The sequence below is a fragment of the bacterium genome, from assembly GCA_031082185.1.
Classification (GTDB): Bacteria; Sysuimicrobiota; Sysuimicrobiia; order Sysuimicrobiales; family Humicultoraceae; genus VGFA01.
This window is the reverse complement of the sequence record JAVHLI010000004.1, coordinates 134,700-159,764: the sequence shown is the minus strand read 5'-3', so window position 1 is coordinate 159,764 and position 25,065 is coordinate 134,700. Positions and strand designations below refer to the sequence as shown.

Here is a 25,065-nt window from a genome sequence, read left to right as displayed (position 1 = left end):
GACATGTTAGATACTCTCAAACCGAACTAGAGCTGCGACGTGCAGTGCGGGCATCGCGCTGCCTTGACCGGAATGGCCATCCCACAGTACGGGCACTCCTTGCTCGCCGGTGCGGCGGCCGGTGCTTCTCGCTTGGAGCGGTTGACCGCCTTAACCACCTGGAAGACGACGAACGCCACGATCATGAAGCTTATGATCGAGTTGATGAAGGCGCCGTAGCCGATCACCGGGGCGCCGGCCTCCTTGGCCGCTTTCAGACTGGGATAGGCCTGGCCCGAAAGGTTGATGAAGAGGCCGGAGAAGTCCACCCTGCCGAGAAGGGCGCCGATCGGAGGCATTATTATGTCATTCACGAGAGAATTCACGACCGTTCCAAAGGCGACGCCAACAACAATGCCCACCGCAAGGTCGAGGACGCTTCCTCCCATGGCGAACTCCCTGAACTCCTTCCACATGGCCTATACACCTCCCGGAGGATTCGGTCCACCTGCACCGGTGCCGGCTGCCTGGGCGCATTTTCGGTTTCGCTGACCATGCCGCCACAACCTGCGTGGTGACCGCGCTGGCAGGCAAAGGCGTTTCCAGATAGAGTTACCATTAAGGCCGCCTTATGAGCAGACCCAATCCCAGGATCAGTTCGCTCGGCACCCCCCGCAGCTACCCCACGGGGAAGCTTCTGTTCCTGGCGGAAGATCCGGCCAGGGAGTTCTTCCACGTCGTCTCTGGCGCCGTCCGAGTGTACAAGACGGACGTGCAGGGCCGGGAGCTCGAAGTGGCGAGGTTCGGCGCCGGAGACTTTCTAGGTGAGGCAGTGGCCTTCGCGGGCGGTCGCTATCCCTTCACGGCCGAGGCCGTGAAGGAGACGCATGTGTTGTCCTTCAACGCCGCGTCCGTTCTCCGGACGGTCGAAACGCATCCGGAGGCCGCGCGGTTCTTCATTGATCTCCTGGCGCGCAAGTGCCTTCTTCTAAGCGGCCGCCTAGAGAGTCTCGGGCTGCGGACCGTCCGCCAGCGTTTGGCGCGATACCTGTGCGCCAACTGCGCTGGGGAGAGAAGCTGCGTCGTCAATCTCAAGTTGAAGAAAGGGGAACTGGCCCGGCTTCTGGGCACCGCGGGCGAGACCCTCTCCCGGACCCTCAAGCAGATCCAGACGGACGGGCTGATCGAGGTGCGCGGCGCGTCCATCCTTATCAAGGACTACGAAAGGCTCAAGGCAGAAGCCGGGGAATGAGCCGAACCGCCTGAACTACTCCCTGAACTACCTCTTGACCCAAGTCAAAGACACCCCCCGCCGTTCGTGCTGGAATCAGGCTGCCAGGTGCTTCGGACGCCACTCCGCACGTATCCCGCCGGAGGACGTGGTCCGATAAGGGAGGAGTCTCTGCAATGCCAATGACGACGGTCAAGCGGAAGATCATCGAGATCGACCGGGACCTCTGCAATGGCTGCGGGCTGTGCACGACCGCCTGCATGGAAGGCGCCCTGGAGCTCGACGAGGAAGGCAAGGCGGTTCTCGTCCGCGAGATCTACTGCGACGGTATGGGAGCCTGTCTCGACGTCTGCGCACCGGGCGCGCTCAAGATCGTTGAACGCGAGGGCGATGCCTACGACCCGAGGGCGACGCACCAGCACGTTCTGAGGACGCGCGGCGAAGAGGCGGCCCGGGAAGTCCACGGCGCGCCCGTGCAACTCCACGGGGGTTGCCCCGGGAGCCGGGCAATCACGATCGAGAGGGAGCCCGCGTCCGACGAACGGACCGTGCCCGGACGGTCAGAGCTGACCCAGTGGCCGGTGCAACTGCACCTCGTTTCACCTTTGGCCCCATACTTGCGCGACGCCGATCTCCTGGTCGCGGCGGACTGCACGGCGTTTGCCCTGGGGAGCTTCCACCAGGATCTGCTCAAGGGGAAGAAGCTCGCTATCGCCTGCCCGAAGCTCGATGACACGAGAGGCTATGTGGAGAAGATGGCCGAGATCCTGAGGCTGAACAACGTTCGGTCGCTGACCGTGGCTGTCATGGTCGTGCCCTGCTGCTCCGGGCTCGTGCGAATGGTCGAGGATGCCGCTAGGCAATCGGGCACAAGCATTGCGCCAGAGGTCGTCGTCGTGGGGATTGACGGGAGAATCGCTTCGTAGGAACCCGTCCTCGCCGCCGCCGCCGCCCGCCAGGATTCCCACGACCTTGCCCTGGCCGTTCAGGGGTGGGAATCGCTCTCCTCCCAGGGGAGCTTAGGGCAACCGCTCCAGCAGGTGGGCTGCGTACCGGCGCACCGAGGCAGGCGCGCTGGATCGACGCTCCAGCGCCCGTAGCCAGGCCTTCAGGCCAGGGGCGTCCATCCATCTGAGGGCCTCTACCAGGTGGACGGTGTGGAGGTCCACTTGGGCTGCGGGCCGATTGACCGCCAGCAGCCTGTGCATCTCTGATTCGAGGGCGCGGAAGAGCGTCTGCTGGGTCACCTCATCGCGCGAGGTCCGGTTGGATTCCGGCCGGGGCCCCTGGGAGGGAAAGGCCGGTCCCGGATTCCGGCCGTGCAGCTCATAGACTGCGCGGGCAAGCTCGGGGTTGTAGGAGGCGTAGAGCTTCCGACCGGCGGTGATGTTCCAGGGCACCATCTCGGGGCAGTTGGAGGTGGACCGCGCCTTGATCACGCGACCGCCGTCCAGGACGATCCGCACATCGTACTCGGGGTAGTCGTCCGCATGGTCCTGACAGGTGTACAGGCCGAGGACCGGGACCAGGCCCACGAGGCTCCTGACCAGGCGCTCGACAGGCTGCCTCCCGATGGAGACCCCGTCCCTGAGGAATGCCTTATCTCTCCTGGTGATGACCCGCGTGTCCGCGCGCCGGAAGGATGGCCCCGCGCCCTCCCAGCGGAATGAGATCTCGATCGATCGGATACCCGCAGCGGTGACCGTCTGGGAGAGGCCCGGCGGGGCTGCCAGCAGGAGAACGACCGCCGCCAGGACGCCCTGCCTTGCGAGGCGGTTCATCAAGACATCTGTCAGTTCGCCGAGCAGGTCTTGCCCGTCTGACACCAGATCTCGCCGTCGAGGAGGAAGCCGGCGGCGACCCCGTAGTCGTAGACATCCACCATGATGACGTTGGACCCCTGGCTGATGAGCGCGCTGGTCACGTCGTAGGTCTGGTACCGGCGCCAGTCCGCCGAGGGCAGGAACTCCTTGTTAACGTCATCAAAGGTCCAGCCGATCCTTCTCCCGTTTACGAAGAGGACATACCCGTTATCGGCCGTGATGCGGATGATCGCGCGCTCTACGTTGTACCGCGGGGTGCCGGGCCCCAGGACCCGCTCGAACCGCCGGTGGGACCACTGGCGCGGATCACGCGCGGGTCCTGTGTTGAAGTCGTTGGCGTAAACCCAGCGGGCGGTCGTGCCGGGGATCACCGATCCCCACGGTGGGCTCGTGGCCGGCCGCGTCACCAGGCGCTGGGTCGGGATGCCGGTGCTCCAAGGCTGCCACCCCTCGTCCGAGAGCACGCGAACGCACTGCCCCACCGGCCCCAGGTTTGGGCACGTGTTCACGGAGAACGCGGAAACGTGCGCAGGGACGGCGAGCGCGACGAACAGCGCGACAAGCACCGGCCAGGACCACGCGCGATACGTCGCGACGGGTGGACGGATCATGTCGGACACCTCCCGGGGTTGTGCAGCACTTGTGCCCAAGGGCTCCCGAATCTAGACAGGCTTCGAGGCCGCGGTCTCATCCCGACGCAGCCGCTACGGCGGGCTCGGCACGAAGTGAGAGATCAGCTCCATTGTCCACCGTCCTGCGCCCGCCGTGGCTTCCTCGATCGCGCGGACGAGGCCCACCCCGGGCGCCCACCATTCCGTGTTGATGTTGCGGAACGACGAAGTGCGACCGCCCCGGGTTTCGGTGATGATGAAGGTCTCGACGATCTTGAGCGTCTGCGCAAAGGCGCCGGCCGGCACCGTGACCGTCTCGCCGGCGCCATCGATCTTCGAGGCCACCTCCACCCGCCGGATCGTCCCGTCCGTCTGCTCCTCGCGCCACCGACTGCTCCACGTGACACCCGGGCAGGGCGGGAAGGGCAGCCACTGGAGAGGCTCGGGGTAGGTGACCCGCGAGGTCCCACCGGCGAGGGCCAGTGTGAACAGCCCATCCGCTCCCAGGTAGTTTTGTGCCTCGCCGCCGCCAGTCCTTCGCACGGTGTACACCAACGCGCCGGCCAGGTTCGTCACCTGGGTCACCTCGCGGATCTGTTCGGAAGGGCCGGTGGGGGCGCTTCGATATGTGAGCCGCCGCCCAACCACCACAGGGCCGGCGTACTCGCGCCCCGTGACCCTGATCTCCTGGACACGGGCCGCGCCCGGCGTCGGCGCCGCGTCCACCATGCCGCGGATGCTCTTGATGGGGACGATGCCACCGATCCGCAGGAACATACCCGTTCCGAACGTGGCCAGCCCGACGACGCGCCCGCTGCGGTCCAGCACCGGGCCCCCGCTGTTGCCCGGCAGCATTACCGCGTCGGTCTGGAGCCAGCCCACACGCACGGCTCCCACGATGCCGCGCGTCACGCTGACCTCGTCTATCCCGACGCCGCCGGGATACCCCATGACCAGGATCTCCTGTCCCTGGCGCAGTGTGTCCGAATCGCCCAGTGGGAGGACGGGGAAGCCCTCACCCTCGATCTTAAGGATCGCCGCGTCAATCCAGGTTTCCACTCGTGGCGGGCACGCGAAGTCCACGCGGCGGATGTAGTCCACTACCGTGGCCCGAAACCTCCGCCGGTCTGGCAGCAGGACCGTGATCTCGGTTGCGCCCTCAACGACATGGTGGTTGGTCAAGACGAAGCCGGAGGGATGAAAGATGAACCCTGATCCGTGCCCGCTCTTCCCGGGCGCTCTCGATGCGATGACGACCACCACGGCGGGCTTGGCGTTGGTGATCAACTCCTCGAGCTGGGCGTGTGTTGCGGGCACAGGGCCTATGACGAGCCCGACGGCGACGCAGAGGAGGACCGCTACTGCCACCTGAACCCGACGCATCATCTGCATTCTATCATTCCCCACTATCCTCCAGACTACTCCGGCTGCCGTACATACCTGTGCGATCGCCGTGCAGGCGGTGGGCGTACCATCAGCGAAACAACAACAAGAGGATACCATGAAGTTCCTTCACACGGCCGACTGGCAGATAGGCATGCGGGCCGCGCATGTGGGCGAGTCCGCGGCCCGCGTGCGCGAGGAGCGCCTGGACGCCGCCCGGCGGGTGGTTGGGGAGGCCCGTGCCGCCGCCGCTGAGTTCATTCTGATCGCGGGCGACGTCTTTGAGGACAACGGTGTAGACCGCGTCCTGGTGCAGAAGGTGGCCGACATCCTGGCCGACTTCGCGGGTCCGGTCTACGTCATCCCCGGCAACCACGACCCGTTGGTGCCGGGCTCAGTGTGGGAGCATCCGGTCTGGACGGCCGGACACGTGCAACTGCTGGCCGAAGAGAAGCCCGTGGATATCCCCGGGGGCGTTCTGTTCCCATGCCCCATCCGCGCCAAGCACTCCGGCAAGGATCCCACCGCCTGGATTCCGCCGCGTGAGCCGCGCGAGCCTCGTGAGTCGAGCGGGCCGCGTCAGTCGAACGGCATTCGCATCGGCCTGGCGCATGGCACCGTGGAGGGAATCCTTCAGGAAGAGCCCGACTATCCCATCGCGCGCAACGCCGCCGAGCGCGCAGGGCTCGACTACCTGGCTCTCGGCCACTGGCACTCCACCGCACAGTACGCGCTACCCGATGGTGCGGTCCGTATGGCCTATTCCGGTACCCACGAGACGACCGGGTTTGGAGAGCGCGACAGCGGGAACGCGCTGATCGTGGAGATCGCGGAGGCCGGGGCGGCGCCGGTGGTTACACCCGTGCGCACGGGCCGTCTCACCTGGACGGTGATCGAAGGGGAACTACGCGAGCCCGGTGACCTGTCGCGCCTTCGAGCAGGGGTCGAGGCGCTGGGGGATGCCGCGGCGACCTTGCTGGAGGTGCGCGTCAGCGGCCTTCTCGCCGCGGCGGATCGAGACGAGCTGCTGCGCCTTGAGCAGATTCTCGCGTCGCGCTTCCTGCACGGCCGCGTGGACGCCTCCAGGCTTCGACCATTCCCGGGCGATGCGAGCTGGACGGCCGGCCTGCCCGCGGGCGTGGTGCGGGATGCTGCGGAGCGGCTCCAGGAGCTGGCCGATCCGGCCTACCAGGGGGTGCGGCCTGAGGGGGCGTCGCCCGAGATCGCCTCCCGCGCCCTCCTCGAGCTCTATGCCCTTGTCTCTGCGGCCGGAGCCGGCGAGGCTCGACGGTGATTCTCCGGACGCTTCGCGTGGCGGGCTGGCGCTGCTATGCGGAGGCCGTGGAGGTCGGACCGTTTGGCGACGGGCTCAACGTGCTGTTCGCGCCCAACGCCACCGGTAAGTCCACACTGTTTGAGGCCCTGCTGCGCGGGCTCCTCGATGGGCATCGCGTGACAGGCAGAGATGTGGAAGCGCTGCGCCCATGGGGTCGCTCCCTGACTCCCGCGGTCACGGTGGAGTTTGCGCACGATGGCACCGAATACCGGCTGACCAAGCGATTCCTGGATCGGCCCATCGCCGAGCTGGAGCGTCGAGAGCAGGATAGGTTCGTGCGCCTGGCTGAGGGTGACGCGGCCGACGATCGGGTACGGGAGATCCTGACGCGCAATCCTCCCGGCCGCGGCCTGGCGCGGCCTGAGAACCGCGGCCTCGCCCAGGTGCTGTGGGCGCCGCAGGGAGAACTGGCGCTCCCGGGCCTTTCCGGCGATGTGGTCGCCGCCATTCGAGAGTCCCTCGGCGCGCAGGTTTCCGGACCGGGCAGCGGTCCGTTGGAGAGCGCGATCGAGGAGGCCTACCTGGCAATCTACACGCCCGGCGGCCAGCTCAAGAGAGGGAAGGATGCGTCGCCGCTTGCTCGGTTGCGAGACCGGTTGGTGCAGGCCAGCACGGCGCGGACGAATGCGCTCGAACAGTACCAGCTCTTCGAACAGGCCAGCCGCAGAGTCGAGGATCTGAGAACCAAGCGCAGGCAGGCAAGGCGTGATGAGGAAGAGATGTCGAGGACGCTGGGCGAGGTCCGCAGGCAGGCGGAGGCCTACCGGAACCTGCTCGGGAAGAAGCAGGTGCGGGAGGAGCAGGTCAAGGCCGCGGAAGCCACGCACAGCGCGCTCAAGCAGGAGATAGGCCACATCAAGGTCGCCAGCGATGACCTAGGGCGAATCCAGGAGGCGCTGCAGCGGGTGCAGGCAGAACTGCCGCTGCTGGCCCGCGAGGTAAGCGAACGCGAGGTGGCCGCGGCAAAGGCCGAGAGCGAACTGGAGGACGCGCGCAGAGGGCGCGAGCAGGTAGAGGAAGCACGGCGTGAGGCGGAGGATGCCGGGCGCTACCTCGAAGCCAGCGAGAAAGTCAGGGCCGCGGGGTTGCTCCTGGCCCGCATCGGCGAGGCCGCCGCCTCGCTCGACGAACGGAAGAGAGAGCGCGCGGCGCAGGTGTCCCCTGATGACAGGACGATGCGGGCCATCCGAAGGGCCGTCCGTGCGCGCGACGACGCCCGCGCCCGCCTTGACGCAGCGCTGATCACCCTTGAGATCGTGCCTCAGGAGCAAGGTGAGATCGAGGTCGTCGCCGGCGAGGAGACCGGGGTGCGGGCCCTCGCGCCGGGCAGGCCCTTCGTGGTCAGAGGCACGCCCGAGGTCGTCGTCAATCTGCCGGGTGTGGCGCGGCTGCGGGCGAGAGGACCCGCCGGGTCTGCCGCCGAGCTCCGCCAGGTTTGGTCTGCCGCCGCGCGCAAGGTCGAGGAGCTGACGCGGGGGTATGGCACCTCGGATCCGGATGAGCTGGAGTCTCTTCGTGAGAAGGCAAGAGATCTGGACAAGAAGGCGGTTGAAGCGACGGTCCAGCTTGAGACGCTGCTGTCGGGGCGTTCTCTAGGAGATATTCAAGCCGAACCGACGCGGGTCACGGCCGAGGTGGAGGCGATCCTGGCGCGTCGGCCCGCCTGGCGAGACTCCCGACCGGATGCCGTGGCTCTGCGGGCCTCGGCAGAGGGGATCGAGCGTTCGTTTGTTGCGGGAGTGAGGGAGGGAGAGGTCGCATGGCAATCGGCGCAGACAGCCCTGGCGGCGGCGCGAAAGCGGCTCGATGCGGCCGGGGTCCGTGCGACCGAAGGCGATCGGCAGGCCGATGAGCTGCAGGCCAGGCTGGCTGAGCTCACGGCCGACGGGAAGCAAGACGACGAGCGTGAGGCCGATTTGAGGCGGGCCGCGTTGGCCTGGGAAGCGGCCAACGCAGGGTTGGCCGAGGTCGCGGCAAAGGTGGATGCTTTCGGCGGCGACCCGGGTGAAGCCGCGGAAATGCTCGAAAGGCAACTGAAGGGCGCTGGGGACGAGGCCACCAGGGCCCTTGAAGAGGAGAAGAGCGAGGAGGGCCGGCTTCAACACCTTTCGGGTGGCGGGCCGTACTCGGAGCTGGCCCGCGCCGAAGAGGAAGTCGCGCGCCTGGAGGACGAGATCGCAAGGGAGGCGCTGCGCGCGAATGCCGTTCTCCTGCTCCACGACACCGTGGCCCGGTGTAGAGCCGAAGCCCTGTCAGAGGTCGCCGGCCCGGTGGAGGCAGTTGCGACCCGCTATCTTCAGCGCATCGCGGGCGGCGGGTTGGGTCGCGTACAGCTCGGAGAGGCGTTTGAGCCTGCCGGTGTCCGCCCCGAGATCTCGGACTCACCCGTGCCGCTCGACTCCCTCTCCGGAGGCGAGAAGGAGCAGATCCACTTGGCCACGCGCCTCGCGCTGGCCGGTGTGCTCGCGAAGAACGAGCGTCAGCTTGTTGTGCTCGATGATGTGCTGACGGCAACAGACGCCGGGCGCCTGGCGCGGGTCCTGTCCATCATCGAGGAAGCCGCCGAGCGGCTGCAGGTGCTTGTGCTGACCTGTCATCCGGAGCGATACAGGGGACTGGATGGGGCGCGGTTCTTTGATCTGGAAGCGATTCTTCGCGGCAACGCTACCCGCTGAGGGAGGACAGCCCCCAGGGGCGCAGGAATCTGGCGGTCTATTGCGAATTGATGGGGGATAGCAGGTGGAGTGGCACGGCCCGGCGGACAACTCGGACACCGCCGCCCGCGCACAATACCAAGTACATCATCTGGAGGTGTTGCATGCGTAGATCACTCGTCGCGCTGGCGGTGGTTGCGGTCCTGGTGATGGCCGCCAGTGCTCCTGCTTCGGCCCAGACGTGGATTCAGTTGCGGTACTGGTCGTCTCCGAACAGCGCCTGGGACATCGCCAGCCCATCTACAATTGTCTTCAGTTCGAACCTCACCGGGTTCTCGCTGCGCCGCACCCTGATGGGAGGCGAGTGGGCGGCCAGCTTGAACTATGATACAGGGGCGTTCAACACCGTATGGGCTACTCCCGGTCAGTTCAACCGGTTCTGGAACTTCAACTTGCACCGGAACTTCACCTCAGAACGCGGGGTATTCAGCTTGTTCGCAGGTTGGGGATCAGCGGCATTCGAGTGGCCTAACTTTGGTCCCCCTGCTGCATACATCCGCCAGTCAGGCTTCCGCCTCGGGGTTGACGCCAAAGTCAACGTGCGTGACCAGTGGTACCTGACCGGCAGCGCCGCCTACGGGCCGTTCGGCCAGGCCACGGAGTCCTTCGCATACGAAAGCACCGGCACGTTCAACGCCCGGGTCATGGACTGGAACGTCGGGCTCGGCCGCACGTTCGGTGCGTGGGGGCTTGAAGGCGGTTACCGGGGGATCTCCTGGAGCCACGATCCGTCGGTCTGCTTAGGTTCGCCCTGCGGCGTCCGGTGGGGCGGCTGGTACGTCGGGCTGAACTTAACCATGCCGTAGGAGAAGAGCGGAGTTTGCAGGTGGCGCGGCGAGCCGGGGGAGAATCCCCCGGCTCGCCGCCTTCATGCGTTCACGGAGCCGTTGCAGCGTTCACGAGGCGAGCAGGGCCCGCGCGTCGCGCAGCGCCGCGGTGACGCGGTTGCGGCCGCGGACCAGGTGCGTCAGGGTCACGTGGTAGCGGTCGCTGCCCGGGGCCAGGTCCTTCAGTGTCTTCGCCGGGGCCAGGTCGGGCAGGGGCGGCACGTCCACGGCCGGATCGTGTCTGAAGCGGCCTGCGCGGGTGTAGTTGATCCGCACAAGGACACGCGCGAGCTTCCGCAGCGTGGCGTTGGCCGCGCGCACCGCGGGATCGGATGCCGGCCGACCGCCCAGGCCCGCGTGGTCGAGGTACCAGCGGTCGAGGTCGGCGCGCAGTCCCTGCGCCTCGGCCTGCGGCAGACTGAGGTCGAACGCGCCGCCGGTCGCGTCGTGGTAGGTCCGCAACGTGCCGGCCATCTCGTCGGCGAGCGCGCGGAAGTCGAGCGGGTGTAGCGTGGCATTGGCCGCCCGGTACGCGGCCACCAGGTACACCTTCGTGTCCCGCAGCAGGTTGTCGCGATCGGCGATCTCCAGGGTGTCATCCTCGGTGTGCCAGGCGATGTTGCCGCCACATCCGCCTACGGGATAGTATCCCTTTTCCTCCATAAGCGGCCTGGGCATCTTGGATGACAGCATGTAGAAGGTCGAGACCCCGATGTTCGAGAACGAGCAGTCTCCTGCGCGCAGCGGCCTGCCGCCGGCGGCCTCGAGTCCTGTCACGTCCTTGATGACCGCCTTCCCGATGCCCTCGGCTTCGCTCATCCAGAACACGTCCTCGTACACCGTGGCCCAACGGCAGCCGGTCGAGTCGCAGTTGATGTGCGCGATGCAGTGCGCGTCGAGGTCCAGCCCGAAGGCGTCGGCGTACCAGACCGAGCCGGCATAGCGGCCCTGTGAGTGGCCGGACCACCAGGCTATGCGCACGGTGCGCTCCAGCCGGTTACGGTGCTTCCAGAGGATGCGCGCGAGTTCCAGCATCGTGGCGTCGCCCGTGGCGTTGTCGCCTATACCCTGGTGCCAGCCGTCCACATGGCCGTGCACGAGCACGAACTCCTCGGGCGCCTCCCGGCCCGGGATCTCGGCCACGCACACCGGACACTCGACCCAACCCTCGTCCAGCTTCGTCGAGAGCCGCGCCTTGACGCCGCCGTGGCGCGCCAGGTCGCGCAGCCGGCCGCCGTCGCTCTTGCTCACGCAGACGACCGGGATGGAGGGCTTGCGCTCGATCGAGTCCAGGTCGGGCGATCCCCATATCGTGGTGCAGATGCCCTCGTGGATGCGCTCTCCAGGGCTGATGAATATGGCGCCGATCGCGCCCGCCTTCGTGAAGTCGGCCACTTTGCCCGGTGAGGCGTAGCCCTCGGTCAGGACGATCTTGCCGGCGATCTCGGGCATCTCCCTTCCAACGCCCTCGAAAAGCCCACGGATGTCGCCCATGTGCTGGGTGGAGACGTAGACGACCTGCCCGCGCTTCCACCGGCCGCCGGTGGACAGTGACATTGACGGCGTCTTGGCGGTCAACAGACGGCGCTCGGGCGCCAGGATCTCCAGGCGGGCACGCCGGGGCACGCTGATCAGCAGCGTCGGTGTGTGGATCGTGTGGGGCACACCGTGCTTTTTGAGACGCCTGCTCAGGTAGGCGAAGGCCCGCTTCTCCTGCTTCGTGCCGGATTCGCGGACGAGGCCGGCGTATGTTTCGATTAGCGACCACGGTTCGTCCAGCGATACCTCGCCTACCAGCAACTGCTCGTCGGTATCGTTACGCCAGGTGCCGACCGTGCTCATGCGTTGCGCGCTTCCTGCATCCCTGCCGCCTCGCCACACCTCAGCGCGCGCTGGTTCAGTTCCTCTGTGCCCTTCGGAACCCGGCCCAACACGGCCTGCTCCAGTGCCTCCATGGGTACCGCCTGCGTCAACGCCACCAGCACGCCCAATGCCACTATGTTGGCGACGATCTCGCGCCCCAGTTCCTCCCTGGCAATACGGGTAATGGGCACCCGCAAGATCCGGTAGGGCCCGGAGGGGACCTCACCCGCCAGATCCTGATCGGCTATCAGCAGCCCGCCCTCCTTGAGCCGGCTCCCGTACCGCCGGTAGGCCTCGGAGGTCAGCACCAGTAGGACATCGGGGTTGGTGACCTTCGGGTAGTCTATCTCGCCGTCGGCGATCACCACTTCCGCGCGGGTCGCGCCGCCCCGGGACTCCGGGCCGTACGACTGGGTCTGCACCGTGTTGAGACCGGCCAGTACCGCTGCCTCGGCCAGGATGATCCCGGCCGTGATGAGGCCCTGGCCTCCGGACCCTGCCAGAGTGGCCTCCCAGCGCTTACCCTGCACCGTGGTCACCACCTTCGGCCAGGCGGGCGATCATCTCACGATATGATCGGGCGTACTCGGGCACCTCTTGGGTCCGGTGGAACTCGCCGATGACCACGCGGCCTCGTAGTTCTTCCGGGGTCATCCTGGCGGCCTGCCCTGCCTGCACCGTGCCATCGTGCAGCCACTGCATCATCTTGACGGGATCGGCCATGCGGTTGAACCGCCCGAAGTAGGTCGGGCACGGCGAGAACACCTCCACGAAGGAGAACCCGTCGTGGTTCAGGGCGCGCGTTATGTAGGTGATGGTCTGGTGCACGTGATAGGCCGTGCTGCGGGCGACGTATGTGGCCCCGGCGGCCTGCACGAGACGGCACAGGTCAAAGTCGCGCTCGAGGTGCCCGAAGGGTGAGGTGGTCGTGCGATAGCCCGCCGGAGTCAGCGGCGAGTACTGGCCGCTCGTCATACCGTAGATACCGTTGTTGAAGCACACGGTGGTGATCCCGATGTTGCGCCGGGCGGCGTGGATCAGATGGTTGCCGCCGATGGCGGCGAGATCGCCGTCTCCGGCCAGCACCACCACCCGTAGGTCGGGGCGGGCCAGCTTGATACCGGTGGCAAAAGCCAGGGCACGGCCGTGGGTTGTGTGCAGGGCATCCATGCTCAGGTATCCCACCGCACGGGACGAGCAGCCGATGCCGGAGACCACCACCGTGCGGTCTTGGTCCACGCCGGCCTTCTCCATGGCCCGGGCGACCGCGCCCAGGACGATCCCGTGGCCGCAACCTACGCACCAGATGTGCGGTAGGTTCTCGCGGCGCAGGAAGCGCATCTCCTCCAACTCTACACCCCCTCCAGCACAGGGAGCAGTTCCTCGGGCCGGATGAGTTCTGTGTCCACGCGGTTGTACCCGATCACTTTGCAGCGGCCGCAGGCGGCCCGTTCCACCTCGCCCACCATCTGGCCGAGGTTCATCTCGGGGACTACGATGCGGTCCACCCGTTCGGCGATCGCCTCGATCTCGTGGCGGGGGAAGGGCCATAGGCATGAGAGACGCAGCATGCCCACGCGGTGGCCCCGCTCGCGGGCCAGGTGCACTGCCCGTTGGGCCGAACGGGCCACGCATCCGTAAGCCACCACCACGACCTGCGCGTCGTCCAGATGCCAGCGGTCAACCATGGTCAACTGCTCCCGCCGGCTCTCCACCTTGCCGGCCAGCCGCCTTACCAGCCGGTCGGCTTCCTCTCGACTCTCGGTCCAGAAGCCGGTGGAATCGTGGTACAGCCCGGTAACCATCACCCTGCGACCTTCCCCGAAGTGCTCCATGGGTGGGATGTCCGGGGGCGCCTGGCCCGCCCGGGGGCGCCGGGATCTCGGAATGGTCCCAGGATCGGGGAGCAACACCCGCTCACGCATGTGGCCTGTGATCTCGTCGGTAAGCAGGATCACAGGTACGCGCAGCTCGTCGGCGATCGCGAAGGCCTTCGCGGTGAGCGTGTACGTTTCCAGGACGGACGAGGGTGTAAGCACCACCACGGGGTGGTCGCCGTGGGTTCCCCAACGGGCCTGCATCACGTCGCCCTGCGCCGGTGAGGTCGGCATCCCGGTGGAGGGACCCACCCGCTGGACGTTCACCACCACGCAGGGCGTTTCGGTGATGGCCGCGTAGCCCAGGTTCTCCTGCTTGAGCGAAAAGCCGGGCCCCGAAGTGGCCGTCATCGCCCGCATCCCTGCCAGCGACGCGCCGATCACCGCGGCCATGCTCGCGATCTCGTCCTCCATCTGGATGAAGAAGCCTCCGACCCGGGGCAGTCGGTCGGCCAGCAACTCGGCGATCTCGGTGGACGGCGTGATCGGATACCCGGCGAAGAACTGCAGCCCCGCCTCCAGTGCCCCTTCCACGCAGGCTTCGTTACCCTGCATGAGTCGCGGCTGCGACATCGCCTTATGCGACCTCCTTGTCCTCGATGACCTCGACCGCGAAGTCGGGGCACCGCAACACGCAGAGCATGCAGAGCGTGCACGCCGGGAGATTGACGACCCGGGGAATCCCGCCGTCACCTGCCGCCAGGACGTCCCGCGGGCAGAACGCGATGCAGATATCACACCGCTTGCACCAGGCCTCGTCAATCCTGATCGCGCCCGCCTTCTTCTGCGCCATGCGGCTGTCTCCCGTTCGGTTCGTTCGGTTGGCTGCTTCTACCATTCAATGTACGGACTGGGGAAGTCCTGCGGCATCGGTGGATGACCGGATTCCTCATGGGAGTCCGGCATCCAGGGTGCGGTCAGCGGCGTGGGGCAGCGCGATCCGGGGTGGTGCTGGCCGGACTCCCGGCGGCTAGCGCCAGTTCATTACCACGATCTGCGTCGTGGCCGGAAGCTGGTCGTGCGCGACGGTCAGCATGTTACTACCCAGCCGCCGGACGTTCGGTTTCCCTTCCAGGAACGGCCGCTCATCCGTCCCGGGCCAGTCGGGCCTGACCGCGGTCCTGTAGTGCATCGGGATGACAATCCTGGGCCTGATCTGCTCCACGACGTGTGTGGCCTCGCGCGCTCCGATCGTGAACGGCGCCCCCCCGACCGGAATCATCAGGATGTCCACCCGCCCTATCGCGCGCAGCACCCCTTCGCTCAGGAAAGGCTGCCCAAGATCGCCGAGGTGTGCGACTCGGAAGCCACCCGTCTCGATAACGAAGATCGCGTTCAGGCCACGGGCAGCCCCGAACACGTCGTCGTGGAACGAGGGCACGGTGTAGAAGAGCGTCCCTTCGATGCGTTCGTAGATCTTAACCCAGTCCCGCCCACCCTCGGTGAGCCCGCGCAGGATCCTGCGCGCGCCGCCTACCAGGCCGACATTGTTGTGATCCCGGTGCTCGTGCGTGACCAGCACCACGTCGCCTTCAACCGGGGGAAAGGGATATCCGATGTCGCCGAAGGGGTCAATCGCGATGCGCAGAGCTCCGGATGTGATCAGGAAGAACGATTGCCCGAAGTACCGGATCCCAACCGGTGCTTCCTGCGTCGTCGCGGTCGGAGACGCCATCAGCACGGTGATCATTGCAAGGAGCAGTGCCAAGCGCACGATCTTCACGCTGCCCCACCTCCGGGTTCTCTACTACTCAACCGCGCCCGATACAGGAGAATTCCCCGCCCAGCCGGTATGAGTCAAGGAGGCGGGGCCGGCTGGCGCCTCAAGGGGGAAGTCATGGACGCGCTGCAGTTCTTTCTGCGGGAACACGCGCTCGTACATCTGCCGGAGGTGGCGGATGGCGAGGGCGGGATGTCCCTCGAGGTGTTCGCGGTGCGAGGGTTGAGCGATGAGCAGCTTCGGATCAGGCCGCACGGGTTCAACTCGATTGCCTGGCTGCTCTGGCACATCACCCGGATCGAAGACGTGACCGTCAGTGTCGTCCTGGCAGGCCGCCCGCAGGTGCTGTTCGAGGGCGGCTTCTACCCGCGTCTCAACGTGGCCGAGCGGGACGTCGGCACCGGGATGACTCCTGACGAGGTCGGTGAGTTCAGCGACGCAGTGGACCTGTCCGGTCTCCGTCAGTACCGCACCGCGGTCGGCCGGCGGACGCGGGAGACCGTGGGGGGCCTCGCGCCCGAGGCGCTGGACGGCGTCGTGGACCCCCTCAGGGTGGACCAGGCCGCCTCCGGGGGCGCTTTCAGGCCGAACGCAACCAGGCTGGTTGATCTGTGGAAAGGGAAGTCCAGGGCGTGGCTCCTCTACTGGGCGGTCGTCGGGCACAGCAACTTCCACCTGGGCCACGCCAGGTGGGTGAGGAAGCTCGTGCACAGGAGCGAGAGATGAACGAGTACCTTGCCGCGGTTGATCAGGGTACCACCGGCACACGCTGCATCCTCTTCAACCTGAGCGGTTGCGCGGTCGCCGCAGCCTATAGAGAGCACCGGCAGATCTATCCGCAGCCCGGCTGGGTAGAGCACGATGCGCTGGAGATATGGGCGCGCACGCAGGAGGTGGTGCGCGAGGCGGTCGCCGCAGCGCCGCGCGGGCGTATCCTGGCGGTGGGGATCACGAACCAGCGCGAGACAGTGGTTGCATGGGACGCGCGCACCGGCCGTCCTGTCCACAACGCGATCGTCTGGCAGGACACCCGGACAGAGCCCGACTGCCGAGCGCTGATCGCTGCCGGGTGGGATGACGACGTGCGTGCCCGCACCGGGCTGCCCATCAGCACGTACTTCTCGGCGACGAAGATCCGATGGCTGATGGCGAACGTGCCCGAGGCGCGGGATCTGGCCGCGGCAGGGCATCTCCGCCTCGGTACGGTTGATACCTGGGTGATCTGGAACCTGACCGGCGGCCCGTTGGGAGGCGCGCACGTGACCGATCCCACCAACGCCTCTCGCACGCTATTGTGCGGCCTCGACGATCTGAGTTGGGATCCGGTGCTCCTGGGCCGCTTCGGTATCCCCGATGGCGTCCTGGCCGCGATCCGGCCCTCTGCCGCGGCCGAGCCCTACGGCCGCACACTTGCCGATGGGCCGTTCGGCGAGGTGATCCCGGTGTGCGGCGACCTGGGCGATCAACAGGCCGCGCTGGTTGGACAGGCGTGCTTCGCGCCCGGCGAGGCCAAGAACACCTACGGGACCGGCTCGTTCCTGCTCCAGCACGCGGGCGCGGCGCCGGTGCGCAGCACGCGCGGGCTGCTCGGCACCGCCGCGTACGATTTGGGCGCGGCCCGGGCGGGCGGACGGGCCTACGCGCTGGAGGGATCGGTGGCGATCACCGGTGCGGCGGTCCAGTGGCTGCGCGACAACCTGGGCCTGATCTCAAGCGCTGCTGAGACCGAGGCGATCGCGGCGCAGGTTCCAGACGCCGGCGGGATCTACTTCGTTCCGGCGTTCTCCGGCCTATTCGCGCCGCACTGGGACATGAGCGCGCGCGGCGCGATCGTCGGGCTGACGCGCTTCGTGACGAAGGCGCACCTGGTGCGCGCGACGCTGGAGGCGATCTGCTTCCAGAGTCGCGAGGTGCTCGACGCGATGGTCGCGGACAGCGGGCATGCGGTGAGCGTGCTGAAGGTGGACGGCGGGGCGACCGGCAACGACCTGCTCATGCAGCTCCAGGCGGACATCCTGGGCGTGCCGGTGGTGCGTCCCGCGGTGCGCGAGACGACGGCGCTCGGGGCGGCCTACGCCGCGGGCCTTGCCGCGGGCGCGTTTACATCCACTGAAGAACTGCGCGCCCTCTGGAAGGCGGAGCGGACGTTCGAGCCGACCTGGGACGAAGACCGCCGCGAGTCGGCGCTGCGCGGGTGGAAGCGCGCCGTGGAGCGCACCAGGGGGTGGATCGAACCGTAGGCGGCGCCCGGCCGCCCTACCGCAGCCGTCAGCCGCCGCCTGTGTCGCACCCCGGCGTGGCCACCGGGCAGGACGAACCGATCGCGCTGCCGCCGCCGGCCGAGCGACCGACGCCGAAGGTGGACATCACCTTACGCGCGTTGCTCTCACCGCAGGACGGACACACGATCTCGTCCGCGGGCGTGCTGCTCCAGACGAGCCGTTCGAACCTTTGGCCACACTGGTTGCACACGTACTCATAGATCGGCATTACAGAGCAAACCTCCGGGAACCCTCTTGGCTGAGGAGATCAACACACATTGTGATATAACACCGGCGCCGGCCGCAATATGCCCGGGGTATCATCCGAACGTCGCGGGGTCAATGCGCCGCACGCCGGGGACGGCGTCGAAATCCAGATCGGCGCTGATGATCTCGCGGATTCCCCGCGTGACCATTACGGCCAGATGGATGGCGTCCCGCGGGCTGAGCGCGGCGTGCTGCGCGAGCAGGGCTCGGGCCTGCTCGATGTCGGCCTGCTCGACCGGGAGGATCTTGCCGAGCATGATGCGGTGGAAGCTGTCGAAGACCGCCAGGCCTGCCTGCCGCTGCCCGATTGCCCAGTACCGGTAGAGAATCTCCTGGAACACCTCGGCGTCGGTGACGGCGTCCAGCGTGCCTTCGGCGGCCGCCCGCACCACCCGCTGACACGGGCTGCGGAGGGGGTGGTCGGTGCCGGCGGCATACATGGGCACGTTGGTATCCAGGAATACGGGGCTCACCGGTTGTCCGCCCCGTGCGCGCGCTCGATCTCGTCCTCCATGGTTTCCCAATCGGCGACCGGTGCCCCGACGGCGAACAGTGTCGCGGCGGCCTTGAGACGGGCTGCGCGGTCCTCGCGGATGACCATCTCGATGCCCTGCCGCACCAGTTCGGACACCGAGAAGCCGCGGCGGCGCGCCTCCTCGCGCAGCAGCCGGCGCGTGGCATCAGGGAGTCGGACTTCCAGACGTCCTGCGCGGGTTGTCATAGTCACCCCGATAGTACGGCAAACGTAACGGTACCGTACAACAGTACCGTACAATCATATCCGAATCGTGGGAGGGTGGTCAAGCACATGCACATGATATGCTGGGAACCGAAATGATCCGCATCAGCCGGAAGCGATTCGAGCAACTCGTGGCCGACGCCCTGCGCGGCATTCCCCCGGATCTGCGCGGCGCCCTGGACAACATCGAGGTCACGGTGGACGACTGGCCGACCGAGGAGCATCTCGCCGACGCCGGGATGGAGCCGGACGACGTGCTGTTCGGTCTCTACCACGGCACGCCGCTTCCCGATCGGAGTCCCATGCTGCCCTACACCCTGCCCGACGTTATCACCATCTTCCAGGGGCCGCTCGAGGAAGAGTGCGATACCGAGGACGAGATCCGCGAGGAGATCCGGCGCACGGTCGTGCACGAAATCGCGCACTACTTCGGGTTCGACGAGGAGCGGCTGGCCGAGCTGGGCTACGGCTGACCAGGTACGGCCGCGGCCGGCCCGGCGCGCTATCCGGCGGATGCGATCCGCTGCGCCACACGGTAGGCCATCGCCATGATGGCAATCATCGGGTTCACGCCGGGCGCGGAGGGAAAGAGGCTCGCGTCGGCCGCGAACAGGTTGCGCACTCCGTAAAGTCCTCCTGAGGGATCCACGGCCGCGCGGCGCGGATCCGCACCCATCGGCAGGCCGCCCATTAGGTGCGCGCTGAACAGCGCGAGCGCGTTCGGACGGATTCCCTCGCGCCGGACTCCATCAGCGAAGCGGGCCGCGGCGCCGGGTTCGTCCCTGCGCACGCGCACGCCCCGCGTGTGCAGGCTGGACACCTCCAGTGCGCCGGCGGCCATGTGGATCTTGCCCATCTCTTCCAGCCCCCGCAGCATCAGCGACCTGTCCTGCGCGTTCAGCGCGTAGCGCACCAGGGGATTTCCGTCGGGGGTGAGGTCAACTCTGCCGCTGCCGCTGTCGCGCACGAGCACGATCAGCGCGGCGGTGTGCTCCAGGCGCGCCATCTGACGCTTGTGCTCTTCCCCGCCGACCCAGGGTAGGGCCATCGCCGACAGCCCGGGATGACCAGGGGATGCCTCGATCCAGAACCCGTGCATCCCGCGTACCCTGGTGAACTCGGTACAGGTGGCCGTTTGGGCGGCTCCGGACCAGATCCTGATCGGATGAGGGTAGACGCCCAGGCAGGCGGTCACCGGATGCAGCCGAAGCCCGCGGCCCACCATCGCGTTGCCGAGCCCTGAGCGCAGCAGTAGCGCCGGTGAGAAGATGGCGCCGCCGGCCACCACCACGGTCCTGCAGCGGATCGTTACGCGGTGCTGCCTCCCAGACGCTGGATCGGTCGCGACCGCCTCTACCCCGGTCACCTCGCCGGAGCGGGCGAGTACGCGCTCCGCGCGGCAGCGGACCAGCACCCGGGCACCTGCCTCGCAGGCATCCCTGATGTGTGTGACGAGCGCGTCCTGCTTGGCGCCCCGCGCGCAGCCGTACACGCACGGGCCGCAGTCATCGCACCCCCGCACGTTGCGCGGGATCGTCTCGAGACGGTATCCCAGTGCCCGGGCGCCGTCCGCCAGGACCTGGTTGTTGGGATTGTGGTTGCTCTCCAGGGTGTTCACGTTCAACCGACGCTCCACGGCGTCTATCGCCGCGTGGAACTCAGTGCCCGAGGCGCCGTCAATCCCGTGCTCGCGCTCCCACTCTTCAAGCACGTCGCCTGGAGGCCGCAGGCTCGTGCACCAGTTGACAACTGTGCTGCCGCCCAGGCACGTCGCCGCGAGCAGCCCGAAGGCGTTGTCAGCGGTGCCGAACAACCCTTTGCCCAGCGAGAGCCGCCGGAGCATCTCGTACTCGTCACCGTTGTAGTCGCCCTGGTCGTAGTACCCTCCGCGCTCGACGATCAGCACCCGGCGACCTGCCCGGCTCAGCTCGGCCGCGGCCACGCTTCCGCCGGCGCCCGATCCAATTACGCAGACATCGGTGTCCAGGTTGACATCCGAGGTTACGGCCAACGGCGTGATGCGCGGGGCCGCGCCCGGCGACACGTGAGGATGGCCGGAAAACCCGAGGGTGGGCCAGTTGGGGTTGGATTCTCCGAGCGGATGAGAGGCGTAGAACAGGAAGGTGATGACCTGCTTGAGGGCCTGGAAGGCCGCGCGCCGAAGCGGCAGACGGCTGGTGCCCCACGACCTGAGATAGGCCTCTGCCGCGGAGGCAGACATCTCTGCCACGCCCCGTGGCCTGGCGGCCAGCATCAGGTTCGCGGCACGGCTTCCCATCACCCTGAGGAGTTGCCGAAACTGCGCGCGCAGGTGCTCCGGCGCTTCGGCCAGTCCTTCCTCGATCAGCGCCGGCAGGCCGAGGTCTGATCCGCGACGCGCCAGGAATCCGTGGGGGTCTTCGGCCCCGGCGAGGGCCGGCACCATGGCGTCGCACAGCGCGCGCAGGGTGCGGCGTTCAGCGTCGGTCAGCATCATCCTGCTCCAGTCGGGGTACCTATCTTCCCGCTAGGCGTCATCGCCGTCGGTGGATAGAATAGTCCTATGACCTGGATTCTGGATCTGATACGCAACGGCCTGCTCTTCCTCTTCAATGCCCTGGCCCGCCTACCCGGCCCGCCGCTGGACTATGTGGTTGTTGAGCTGACGGGGTCGTACCCCGAACGCAACCCCACGCCTCGGCCCCTGGCGCAGCGGATGCTGATGCGGCCGCTGCAGCGCCCGGATGAGAGCCTGGAGGCGCTGCGGGAGCGACTGGAACGCATCGCCGGGGATGCGCGCGTGCGAGGCATCGTGCTGCGCGTGCACGGCCTGCGCGCCGGGATGGCGACGGTGCAGAGCCTCCGGGCGGCCCTGGATGAGTTCCGGGGCCGGGGCAAGCGGGTTGTCGCCTACCTGCAGGAGGCCGATCTGCCTGACTACTACTTGGCCGCGGCAGCCGACGAGATCTGGATGCCCGAAGCCGGTCACTGGGCCGTCCTTGGGCTGCGCGCAGAGATCACCTTCTTCCGCGAGGCATTCGATCGGGCCGGGGTTCTCCCGGAGTTCGAGCGGATCGCCGAGTACAAGACCGCGTATGACCCGTTTATGCGGTCCGGTCTCTCCGAGTATCACCGAGAGGTCGTCGAGTCGGTGCTCGACTCGGTGATGGCCGTGTTCGTGGAGGATGTGGCCGCGGCGCGTCGCCTCGATCCGGGCGCCGTGCGCGCGGCCGTGGACCGCGCCCCGCTCGGCGCGCACGATGCGTGGACGGATGGGCTGATTGACGGCATATGCTACGAGGACGAGCTGCCCGCCCGCCTGGGATCCCCGTCCCGCATGGCCGCGCTGCGGCCGTGGGCGCAGGCCCGCAGGCGCCTGCCGACGCCGTATCAGTGGCGCTCACGCGCCGCGGTGATCGGTGTCGTTGAGTTGATCGGCATGATCGTTACCGGCGAGAGCCGCGATCTGCCGCTTCCCCTGCCGTTCGTGGGAGGAAGATTCGCGGGCTCCGAGACGGTGGCCCGCGCTTTCAGGGCCGCGGAGCGCGACCCGCGCGTGCGCGCGGTCGTCTTCCACGTGGACTCGCGCGGCGGATCCGCGCTGGCCAGCGATCTGATCTGGCGCGAGGTTGAGCGCATCAAGGTCAGGAAGCCCGTGGTCGCGTTCATGGGCAACGTGGCCGGCTCAGGCGGCTACTACGTTTCCTGCGGCGCCGGCCGGATCATCGCGCAGCCCGCGACCGTCACCGGATCGATCGGCGTTATCAACGGCAAGCTGACGGTTCGGGGTCTCTTTGGCAGGCTCGGGCTCAACCGCGAGATCGTGGCGCGGGGAGAGGCGGCCACCATGCCCTCGGGCTTCCAGCCGTTTACCCCGACGCAGCTCGACCGGATCCGCCACGAGATCCAGGCGGTATACCGGCGCTTCGTGAGCAAGGTGGCCCAGGGCCGCGCCAGGAGCGAGGCCGAGATCGAAGATATCGCCCGCGGCCGCGTGTGGACCGGCCGCCAGGCGGTGGAACAGGGGCTCGTGGACGAGATGGGGGACTTCCCCCTGGCGGTGCGCCGGGCGCGCGAGATGGCTGGGATTCCCGACGCAGCTGGTGCGATGACGGTCACAATCCACCCCCCGCGCGCAGCAGCCGTTCCCTCGGCATCCGGATTTGCCGCGGTCGCGGAGACGGTCGAGGCCTTGCGGGTTGCGGCCCGTCTGGCAGAGGAGGGTGCTCTGCTCCTGATGCCTGAGGCCGAGGAGCTACTGCGCTCGTGACGCTGCGGCAGAGCCCGCTCCGCGTGCGCGTGCTGCGCAGCGGCAGCTCCGGCAACGCGATCCTGGTCGAGGCAGGGGCGACGCGCTTCCTGATTGACGCGGGGCTGACCGCCGAAGCGGTTCTGAGGGAGATCGGGGAAGACGGCCGGGTACCGCGCCTGGACGCGATCCTCCTGACCCACGAGCACGACGATCACGCCAGAGGAGCGGCGGCAGTATCACGCGCAACAGGAGCCGTGGTGCTGGCAAACGAGCCGACAGTCCGGGCAGCGGGTCCGTTGCTTGCCGGCGCCACCGTGGAGTTGTTCAGACCGGGGAAGCCGTTTGCACTGGGAACCGTGGAGGTGACGCCATTTCCGCTACCCCATGATGCCGCGGCGCCGATGGGGTTCGTCCTTTTCAGAGACGGCGTGCGCGCGGTCATCGCCACTGATCTGGGCGAGGTAACCGATGAGTTGTTCGCGCGCGCCCATGGCGCCGACCTGTTCGTCCTGGAGGCCAACTATGACCTGGGGCTCATGGCGGTCTCGTCCTACCCGTGGTTCCTCAAGAACCGCATCGTGGGCGCGCAGGGGCACTTGTCCAACGACGGTGCGGCGCGCGCGGCGGTTGCAGCGGCCGACGGCAGGCCCCAAACTGTCTGCCTGGTCCACCTGAGCGAGGCGAACAACCTTGCACCGCTGGCACGCGATACGGTCAGGGCCGCGCTGGATGCCGCAGGGGCGCGCGGCGTGCGGGTTGAGGCGGTCCGTCCCAACCGCGGCGGGCCCTGGTGGAGCGTTCCTCCGGCGCCGGGTGCGCGATGAACGTTGACGGCCGGCTCTTCCACGGCGAGACCGCCGGACTGCGCCGCCACGCCGCCCAGATCCTGGGGGCGGCGGTGTCCGCCGCCGATCCCGCAGCAGCCGTGCTCCGCGCCGTGCGGTGGGATGGTGGGAGCCTGATGATCGGCGGTGAACCCTGCGATCTTACCCCAGACGGCCGTATCTTAGTGGTGGGCGCGGGCAAGGCCTCGGCGCGGATGGCCTCGGCGCTGGAAGCCGTGCTGGGCGACCGCATTGCCGGTGGAGCTGTTACGACCAAGTACGGATACCTTGAACTGCTCCGGAGGATCGCGCTCACCGAGGCCGGCCACCCTCTGCCCGATGCGGCCGGGCTTGTGGGAGCAGGCCGGATTGCCGACATTGTGGACAATGCCGATCGGGGCGACCTGGTCTTCGTGCTTATTTCCGGCGGGGGTTCGGCCCTGTTGCCGATGCCTGCCGAGGGCGTGACGCTGGAAGAGAAGATCGCCACGACCGATCTGTTGCTGCGCTCGGGCGCCACGATCACCGAGGTGAACGCCGTTCGTAAGCACCTATCCAAGGTGAAGGGCGGATGGCTGGCCCGCCGGGCGGCGCCCGCAAGGGCCGTGACGCTGATTCTTTCCGACGTCTTGGGCAACTCTCTCGACGCCATCGCCTCGGGGCCGACCGTGCCCGACCCGACTACATTTGCCGACGCGCTGGAGGTGGTGGACCGCTACGGGCTGCGTGGCGCGTTGCCTGCCGCGGTTCGCCGGCACCTGGAGCGCGGCGCATCCGGTCACGTCCCCGAGACTCCCAAGCAGGGTGACCCGGCCTTTGCCGGGGCGAGGACCGTGGTGGTCGGCGACATCACCCTGGCTGCGGACGCGGCAGTTGAGCAGGCCAAGGCGTTGGGCTATCATGTTGATTTGTGCGCCACCGACATCGAAGGCGAGGCGCGCGACGTGGGAGCGCGGTTCGGCACGCAGGTGCGCAATGAGCGGGCCGATGGGAAGGCGCGCCAGCGTCCGGCATGCCTGATAATGGGCGGCGAAACCACGGTGACGGTGCGGGGGACGGGTCGGGGAGGCCGCAACCAGGAACTGGCGCTGGCTTCCGCTAAGATCATCGCCGGACTCCCGCAGACACTGGTGGCGGCGTTTGGGACCGACGGGACCGATGGACCCACCGATGCCGCGGGCGCAGTGGCCGATGGTACAACCTTGGCGCGGGCCGGCGCCATGGGGCTCGACCCGGTTGCGGCTCTGGCCAACAACGACGCCTATGCGTTCTTTGACGCGCTGGGCGATCTGATCATCAGTGGACCGACGAACACGAACGTAAACGACCTGTGGCTGGGGCTCATCGGGCCTGCACAGGGGACGAAGTGAGGGCAGGCG

25 protein-coding genes are annotated in these 25,065 nt (G+C 67.6%); 11 read left to right on the top strand and 14 right to left on the bottom strand.

Annotated elements, in window-relative coordinates:
• Positions 1-26: 26 nt before the first annotated feature.
• The gene (mscL, locus tag RDU83_05725) at positions 27-455 is read right to left on the bottom strand and encodes a large conductance mechanosensitive channel protein MscL (GenBank protein MDQ7840515.1); all 429 of its coding nucleotides are present in this window, start codon (positions 453-455) and stop codon (positions 27-29) included.
• Between the two features lie 155 nt (positions 456-610).
• On the opposite strand from mscL, the gene RDU83_05720 reads away from it, so the two are divergent.
• Both RDU83_05720 and RDU83_05715 read left to right on the top strand, forming a co-directional pair.
• The gene (locus RDU83_05720; protein MDQ7840514.1) at positions 611-1,231 is read left to right on the top strand and encodes a Crp/Fnr family transcriptional regulator; all 621 of its coding nucleotides are present in this window, start codon (positions 611-613) and stop codon (positions 1,229-1,231) included.
• A gap of 155 nt (positions 1,232-1,386) precedes the next feature.
• On the top strand, positions 1,387-2,136 hold the full coding sequence (locus tag RDU83_05715) for a 4Fe-4S dicluster domain-containing protein (GenBank protein ID MDQ7840513.1): 750 nt from the start codon (positions 1,387-1,389) through the stop codon (positions 2,134-2,136).
• A 93-nt stretch (positions 2,137-2,229) separates the two neighbouring features.
• Here RDU83_05715 and RDU83_05710 read toward each other — a convergent pair whose 3' ends face one another.
• The 3 genes from RDU83_05710 to RDU83_05700 all read right to left on the bottom strand — a co-directional run bounded on the left by RDU83_05710 (position 2,230) and on the right by RDU83_05700 (position 5,036).
• On the bottom strand, positions 2,230-2,991 hold the full coding sequence (locus RDU83_05710; GenBank protein MDQ7840512.1) for a hypothetical protein: 762 nt from the start codon (positions 2,989-2,991) through the stop codon (positions 2,230-2,232).
• Between the two features lie 11 nt (positions 2,992-3,002).
• Positions 3,003-3,644, bottom strand: coding sequence for an alpha-L-rhamnosidase N-terminal domain-containing protein (locus tag RDU83_05705; protein ID MDQ7840511.1), 642 nt, complete (start codon positions 3,642-3,644; stop codon positions 3,003-3,005).
• A gap of 93 nt (positions 3,645-3,737) precedes the next feature.
• Positions 3,738-5,036 (bottom strand): trypsin-like peptidase domain-containing protein, encoded by a 1,299-nt coding sequence (locus RDU83_05700; GenBank protein MDQ7840510.1) that lies wholly within the window; start codon positions 5,034-5,036, stop codon positions 3,738-3,740.
• 109 nt (positions 5,037-5,145) lie between these two features.
• Here RDU83_05700 and RDU83_05695 point away from each other — a divergent pair, with 109 nt between their 5' ends.
• The 3 genes from RDU83_05695 (at position 5,146) to RDU83_05685 (ending at position 9,883) form a co-directional block, all read left to right on the top strand.
• On the top strand, positions 5,146-6,321 hold the full coding sequence (locus RDU83_05695) for a DNA repair exonuclease (GenBank protein ID MDQ7840509.1): 1,176 nt from the start codon (positions 5,146-5,148) through the stop codon (positions 6,319-6,321).
• Complete coding sequence (locus RDU83_05690; protein MDQ7840508.1) at positions 6,318-9,038, top strand: AAA family ATPase; 2,721 nt, start codon at positions 6,318-6,320, stop codon at positions 9,036-9,038. The genes RDU83_05695 and RDU83_05690 overlap by 4 nt, the downstream gene beginning before the upstream one ends.
• Before the next feature lie 143 nt (positions 9,039-9,181).
• Complete coding sequence (locus RDU83_05685; GenBank protein ID MDQ7840507.1) at positions 9,182-9,883, top strand: hypothetical protein; 702 nt, start codon at positions 9,182-9,184, stop codon at positions 9,881-9,883.
• A 90-nt stretch (positions 9,884-9,973) separates the two neighbouring features.
• Here RDU83_05685 and RDU83_05680 read toward each other — a convergent pair whose 3' ends face one another.
• The 6 genes from RDU83_05680 to RDU83_05655 form a co-directional block, all read right to left on the bottom strand.
• Positions 9,974-11,746, bottom strand: coding sequence for a M28 family peptidase (locus RDU83_05680; GenBank protein MDQ7840506.1), 1,773 nt, complete (start codon positions 11,744-11,746; stop codon positions 9,974-9,976).
• Positions 11,743-12,297, bottom strand: coding sequence for a 2-oxoacid:acceptor oxidoreductase family protein (locus RDU83_05675; GenBank protein MDQ7840505.1), 555 nt, complete (start codon positions 12,295-12,297; stop codon positions 11,743-11,745). Before RDU83_05675 ends, RDU83_05680 begins: the two co-directional genes overlap by 4 nt.
• Entirely contained in the window at positions 12,287-13,108 is an 822-nt protein-coding gene (locus tag RDU83_05670; protein ID MDQ7840504.1) for a 2-oxoacid:ferredoxin oxidoreductase subunit beta, read from the bottom strand. Before RDU83_05670 ends, RDU83_05675 begins: the two co-directional genes overlap by 11 nt.
• Positions 13,109-13,119: 11 nt before the next feature.
• Entirely contained in the window at positions 13,120-14,217 is a 1,098-nt protein-coding gene (locus RDU83_05665) for a 2-oxoacid:acceptor oxidoreductase subunit alpha (GenBank protein ID MDQ7840503.1), read from the bottom strand.
• 4 nt (positions 14,218-14,221) lie between these two features.
• On the bottom strand, positions 14,222-14,437 hold the full coding sequence (locus RDU83_05660) for a 4Fe-4S dicluster domain-containing protein (protein MDQ7840502.1): 216 nt from the start codon (positions 14,435-14,437) through the stop codon (positions 14,222-14,224).
• 177 nt (positions 14,438-14,614) lie between these two features.
• The gene (locus tag RDU83_05655; GenBank protein MDQ7840501.1) at positions 14,615-15,367 is read right to left on the bottom strand and encodes an MBL fold metallo-hydrolase; all 753 of its coding nucleotides are present in this window, start codon (positions 15,365-15,367) and stop codon (positions 14,615-14,617) included.
• A gap of 114 nt (positions 15,368-15,481) precedes the next feature.
• Between RDU83_05655 and RDU83_05650 the strand changes: the two genes are divergently transcribed.
• Together RDU83_05650 and glpK are read left to right on the top strand one after the other, a co-directional pair.
• A complete protein-coding gene (locus RDU83_05650; protein ID MDQ7840500.1) occupies positions 15,482-16,090 on the top strand; it encodes a DinB family protein in 609 nt (202 codons plus the stop codon).
• A complete protein-coding gene (gene glpK / locus RDU83_05645) occupies positions 16,087-17,604 on the top strand; it encodes a glycerol kinase GlpK (protein MDQ7840499.1) in 1,518 nt (505 codons plus the stop codon). The genes RDU83_05650 and glpK overlap by 4 nt, the downstream gene beginning before the upstream one ends.
• 28 nt (positions 17,605-17,632) lie before the next feature.
• Here the strand turns inward: glpK and RDU83_05640 are convergent, their stop codons facing one another.
• The 3 genes from RDU83_05640 to RDU83_05630 form a co-directional block, all read right to left on the bottom strand.
• Positions 17,633-17,854, bottom strand: coding sequence for a zinc ribbon domain-containing protein (locus tag RDU83_05640; GenBank protein MDQ7840498.1), 222 nt, complete (start codon positions 17,852-17,854; stop codon positions 17,633-17,635).
• Positions 17,855-17,945: 91 nt separating this feature from the next.
• Positions 17,946-18,365 (bottom strand): type II toxin-antitoxin system VapC family toxin, encoded by a 420-nt coding sequence (locus tag RDU83_05635; GenBank protein MDQ7840497.1) that lies wholly within the window; start codon positions 18,363-18,365, stop codon positions 17,946-17,948.
• On the bottom strand, positions 18,362-18,613 hold the full coding sequence (locus RDU83_05630) for a ribbon-helix-helix protein, CopG family (GenBank protein MDQ7840496.1): 252 nt from the start codon (positions 18,611-18,613) through the stop codon (positions 18,362-18,364). The genes RDU83_05635 and RDU83_05630 overlap by 4 nt, the downstream gene beginning before the upstream one ends.
• Positions 18,614-18,726: 113 nt before the next feature.
• On the opposite strand from RDU83_05630, the gene RDU83_05625 reads away from it, so the two are divergent.
• A complete protein-coding gene (locus tag RDU83_05625; protein ID MDQ7840495.1) occupies positions 18,727-19,104 on the top strand; it encodes a metallopeptidase family protein in 378 nt (125 codons plus the stop codon).
• 29 nt (positions 19,105-19,133) lie between these two features.
• On the opposite strand, the gene RDU83_05620 is transcribed toward RDU83_05625, so the two are convergent.
• Entirely contained in the window at positions 19,134-21,104 is a 1,971-nt protein-coding gene (locus RDU83_05620) for a GMC family oxidoreductase (GenBank protein ID MDQ7840494.1), read from the bottom strand.
• Positions 21,105-21,173: 69 nt separating this feature from the next.
• Here RDU83_05620 and sppA point away from each other — a divergent pair, with 69 nt between their 5' ends.
• Genes sppA through RDU83_05605 form a run of 3 tightly spaced genes read left to right on the top strand, consistent with a single transcriptional unit; the run spans position 21,174 to position 25,056 of the window.
• A complete protein-coding gene (sppA, locus tag RDU83_05615; protein MDQ7840493.1) occupies positions 21,174-22,880 on the top strand; it encodes a signal peptide peptidase SppA in 1,707 nt (568 codons plus the stop codon).
• The gene (locus RDU83_05610) at positions 22,877-23,686 is read left to right on the top strand and encodes an MBL fold metallo-hydrolase (protein ID MDQ7840492.1); all 810 of its coding nucleotides are present in this window, start codon (positions 22,877-22,879) and stop codon (positions 23,684-23,686) included. Before sppA ends, RDU83_05610 begins: the two co-directional genes overlap by 4 nt.
• A complete protein-coding gene (locus RDU83_05605) occupies positions 23,653-25,056 on the top strand; it encodes a glycerate kinase (GenBank protein MDQ7840491.1) in 1,404 nt (467 codons plus the stop codon). The genes RDU83_05610 and RDU83_05605 overlap by 34 nt, the downstream gene beginning before the upstream one ends.
• Positions 25,057-25,065: the final 9 nt, after the last annotated feature.

What these genes read in the sequence shown, in the direction of transcription:
- mscL (MDQ7840515.1), bottom strand. Translation starts at nt 455, where the DNA reads ATGTGGAAGGAGTTCAGGGAGTTCGCCATGGGAGGAAGCGTCCTCGAC.
- RDU83_05620 (MDQ7840494.1), bottom strand. Translation starts at nt 21,104, where the DNA reads ATGCTGACCGACGCTGAACGCCGCACCCTGCGCGCGCTGTGCGACGCC.
- RDU83_05695 (MDQ7840509.1), top strand. Translation starts at nt 5,146, where the DNA reads ATGAAGTTCCTTCACACGGCCGACTGGCAGATAGGCATGCGGGCCGCG.
- RDU83_05660 (MDQ7840502.1), bottom strand. Translation starts at nt 14,437, where the DNA reads ATGGCGCAGAAGAAGGCGGGCGCGATCAGGATTGACGAGGCCTGGTGC.
- RDU83_05710 (MDQ7840512.1), bottom strand. Translation starts at nt 2,991, where the DNA reads ATGAACCGCCTCGCAAGGCAGGGCGTCCTGGCGGCGGTCGTTCTCCTG.
- sppA (MDQ7840493.1), top strand. Translation starts at nt 21,174, where the DNA reads ATGACCTGGATTCTGGATCTGATACGCAACGGCCTGCTCTTCCTCTTC.
- RDU83_05700 (MDQ7840510.1), bottom strand. Translation starts at nt 5,036, where the DNA reads ATGCAGATGATGCGTCGGGTTCAGGTGGCAGTAGCGGTCCTCCTCTGC.
- RDU83_05705 (MDQ7840511.1), bottom strand. Translation starts at nt 3,644, where the DNA reads ATGATCCGTCCACCCGTCGCGACGTATCGCGCGTGGTCCTGGCCGGTG.
- RDU83_05625 (MDQ7840495.1), top strand. Translation starts at nt 18,727, where the DNA reads ATGATCCGCATCAGCCGGAAGCGATTCGAGCAACTCGTGGCCGACGCC.
- RDU83_05650 (MDQ7840500.1), top strand. Translation starts at nt 15,482, where the DNA reads ATGGACGCGCTGCAGTTCTTTCTGCGGGAACACGCGCTCGTACATCTG.
- glpK (MDQ7840499.1), top strand. Translation starts at nt 16,087, where the DNA reads ATGAACGAGTACCTTGCCGCGGTTGATCAGGGTACCACCGGCACACGC.
- RDU83_05715 (MDQ7840513.1), top strand. Translation starts at nt 1,387, where the DNA reads ATGCCAATGACGACGGTCAAGCGGAAGATCATCGAGATCGACCGGGAC.
- RDU83_05720 (MDQ7840514.1), top strand. Translation starts at nt 611, where the DNA reads ATGAGCAGACCCAATCCCAGGATCAGTTCGCTCGGCACCCCCCGCAGC.
- RDU83_05665 (MDQ7840503.1), bottom strand. Translation starts at nt 14,217, where the DNA reads ATGTCGCAGCCGCGACTCATGCAGGGTAACGAAGCCTGCGTGGAAGGG.
- RDU83_05630 (MDQ7840496.1), bottom strand. Translation starts at nt 18,613, where the DNA reads ATGACAACCCGCGCAGGACGTCTGGAAGTCCGACTCCCTGATGCCACG.
- RDU83_05685 (MDQ7840507.1), top strand. Translation starts at nt 9,182, where the DNA reads ATGCGTAGATCACTCGTCGCGCTGGCGGTGGTTGCGGTCCTGGTGATG.
- RDU83_05670 (MDQ7840504.1), bottom strand. Translation starts at nt 13,108, where the DNA reads ATGCGCTTCCTGCGCCGCGAGAACCTACCGCACATCTGGTGCGTAGGT.
- RDU83_05680 (MDQ7840506.1), bottom strand. Translation starts at nt 11,746, where the DNA reads ATGAGCACGGTCGGCACCTGGCGTAACGATACCGACGAGCAGTTGCTG.
- RDU83_05640 (MDQ7840498.1), bottom strand. Translation starts at nt 17,854, where the DNA reads ATGCCGATCTATGAGTACGTGTGCAACCAGTGTGGCCAAAGGTTCGAA.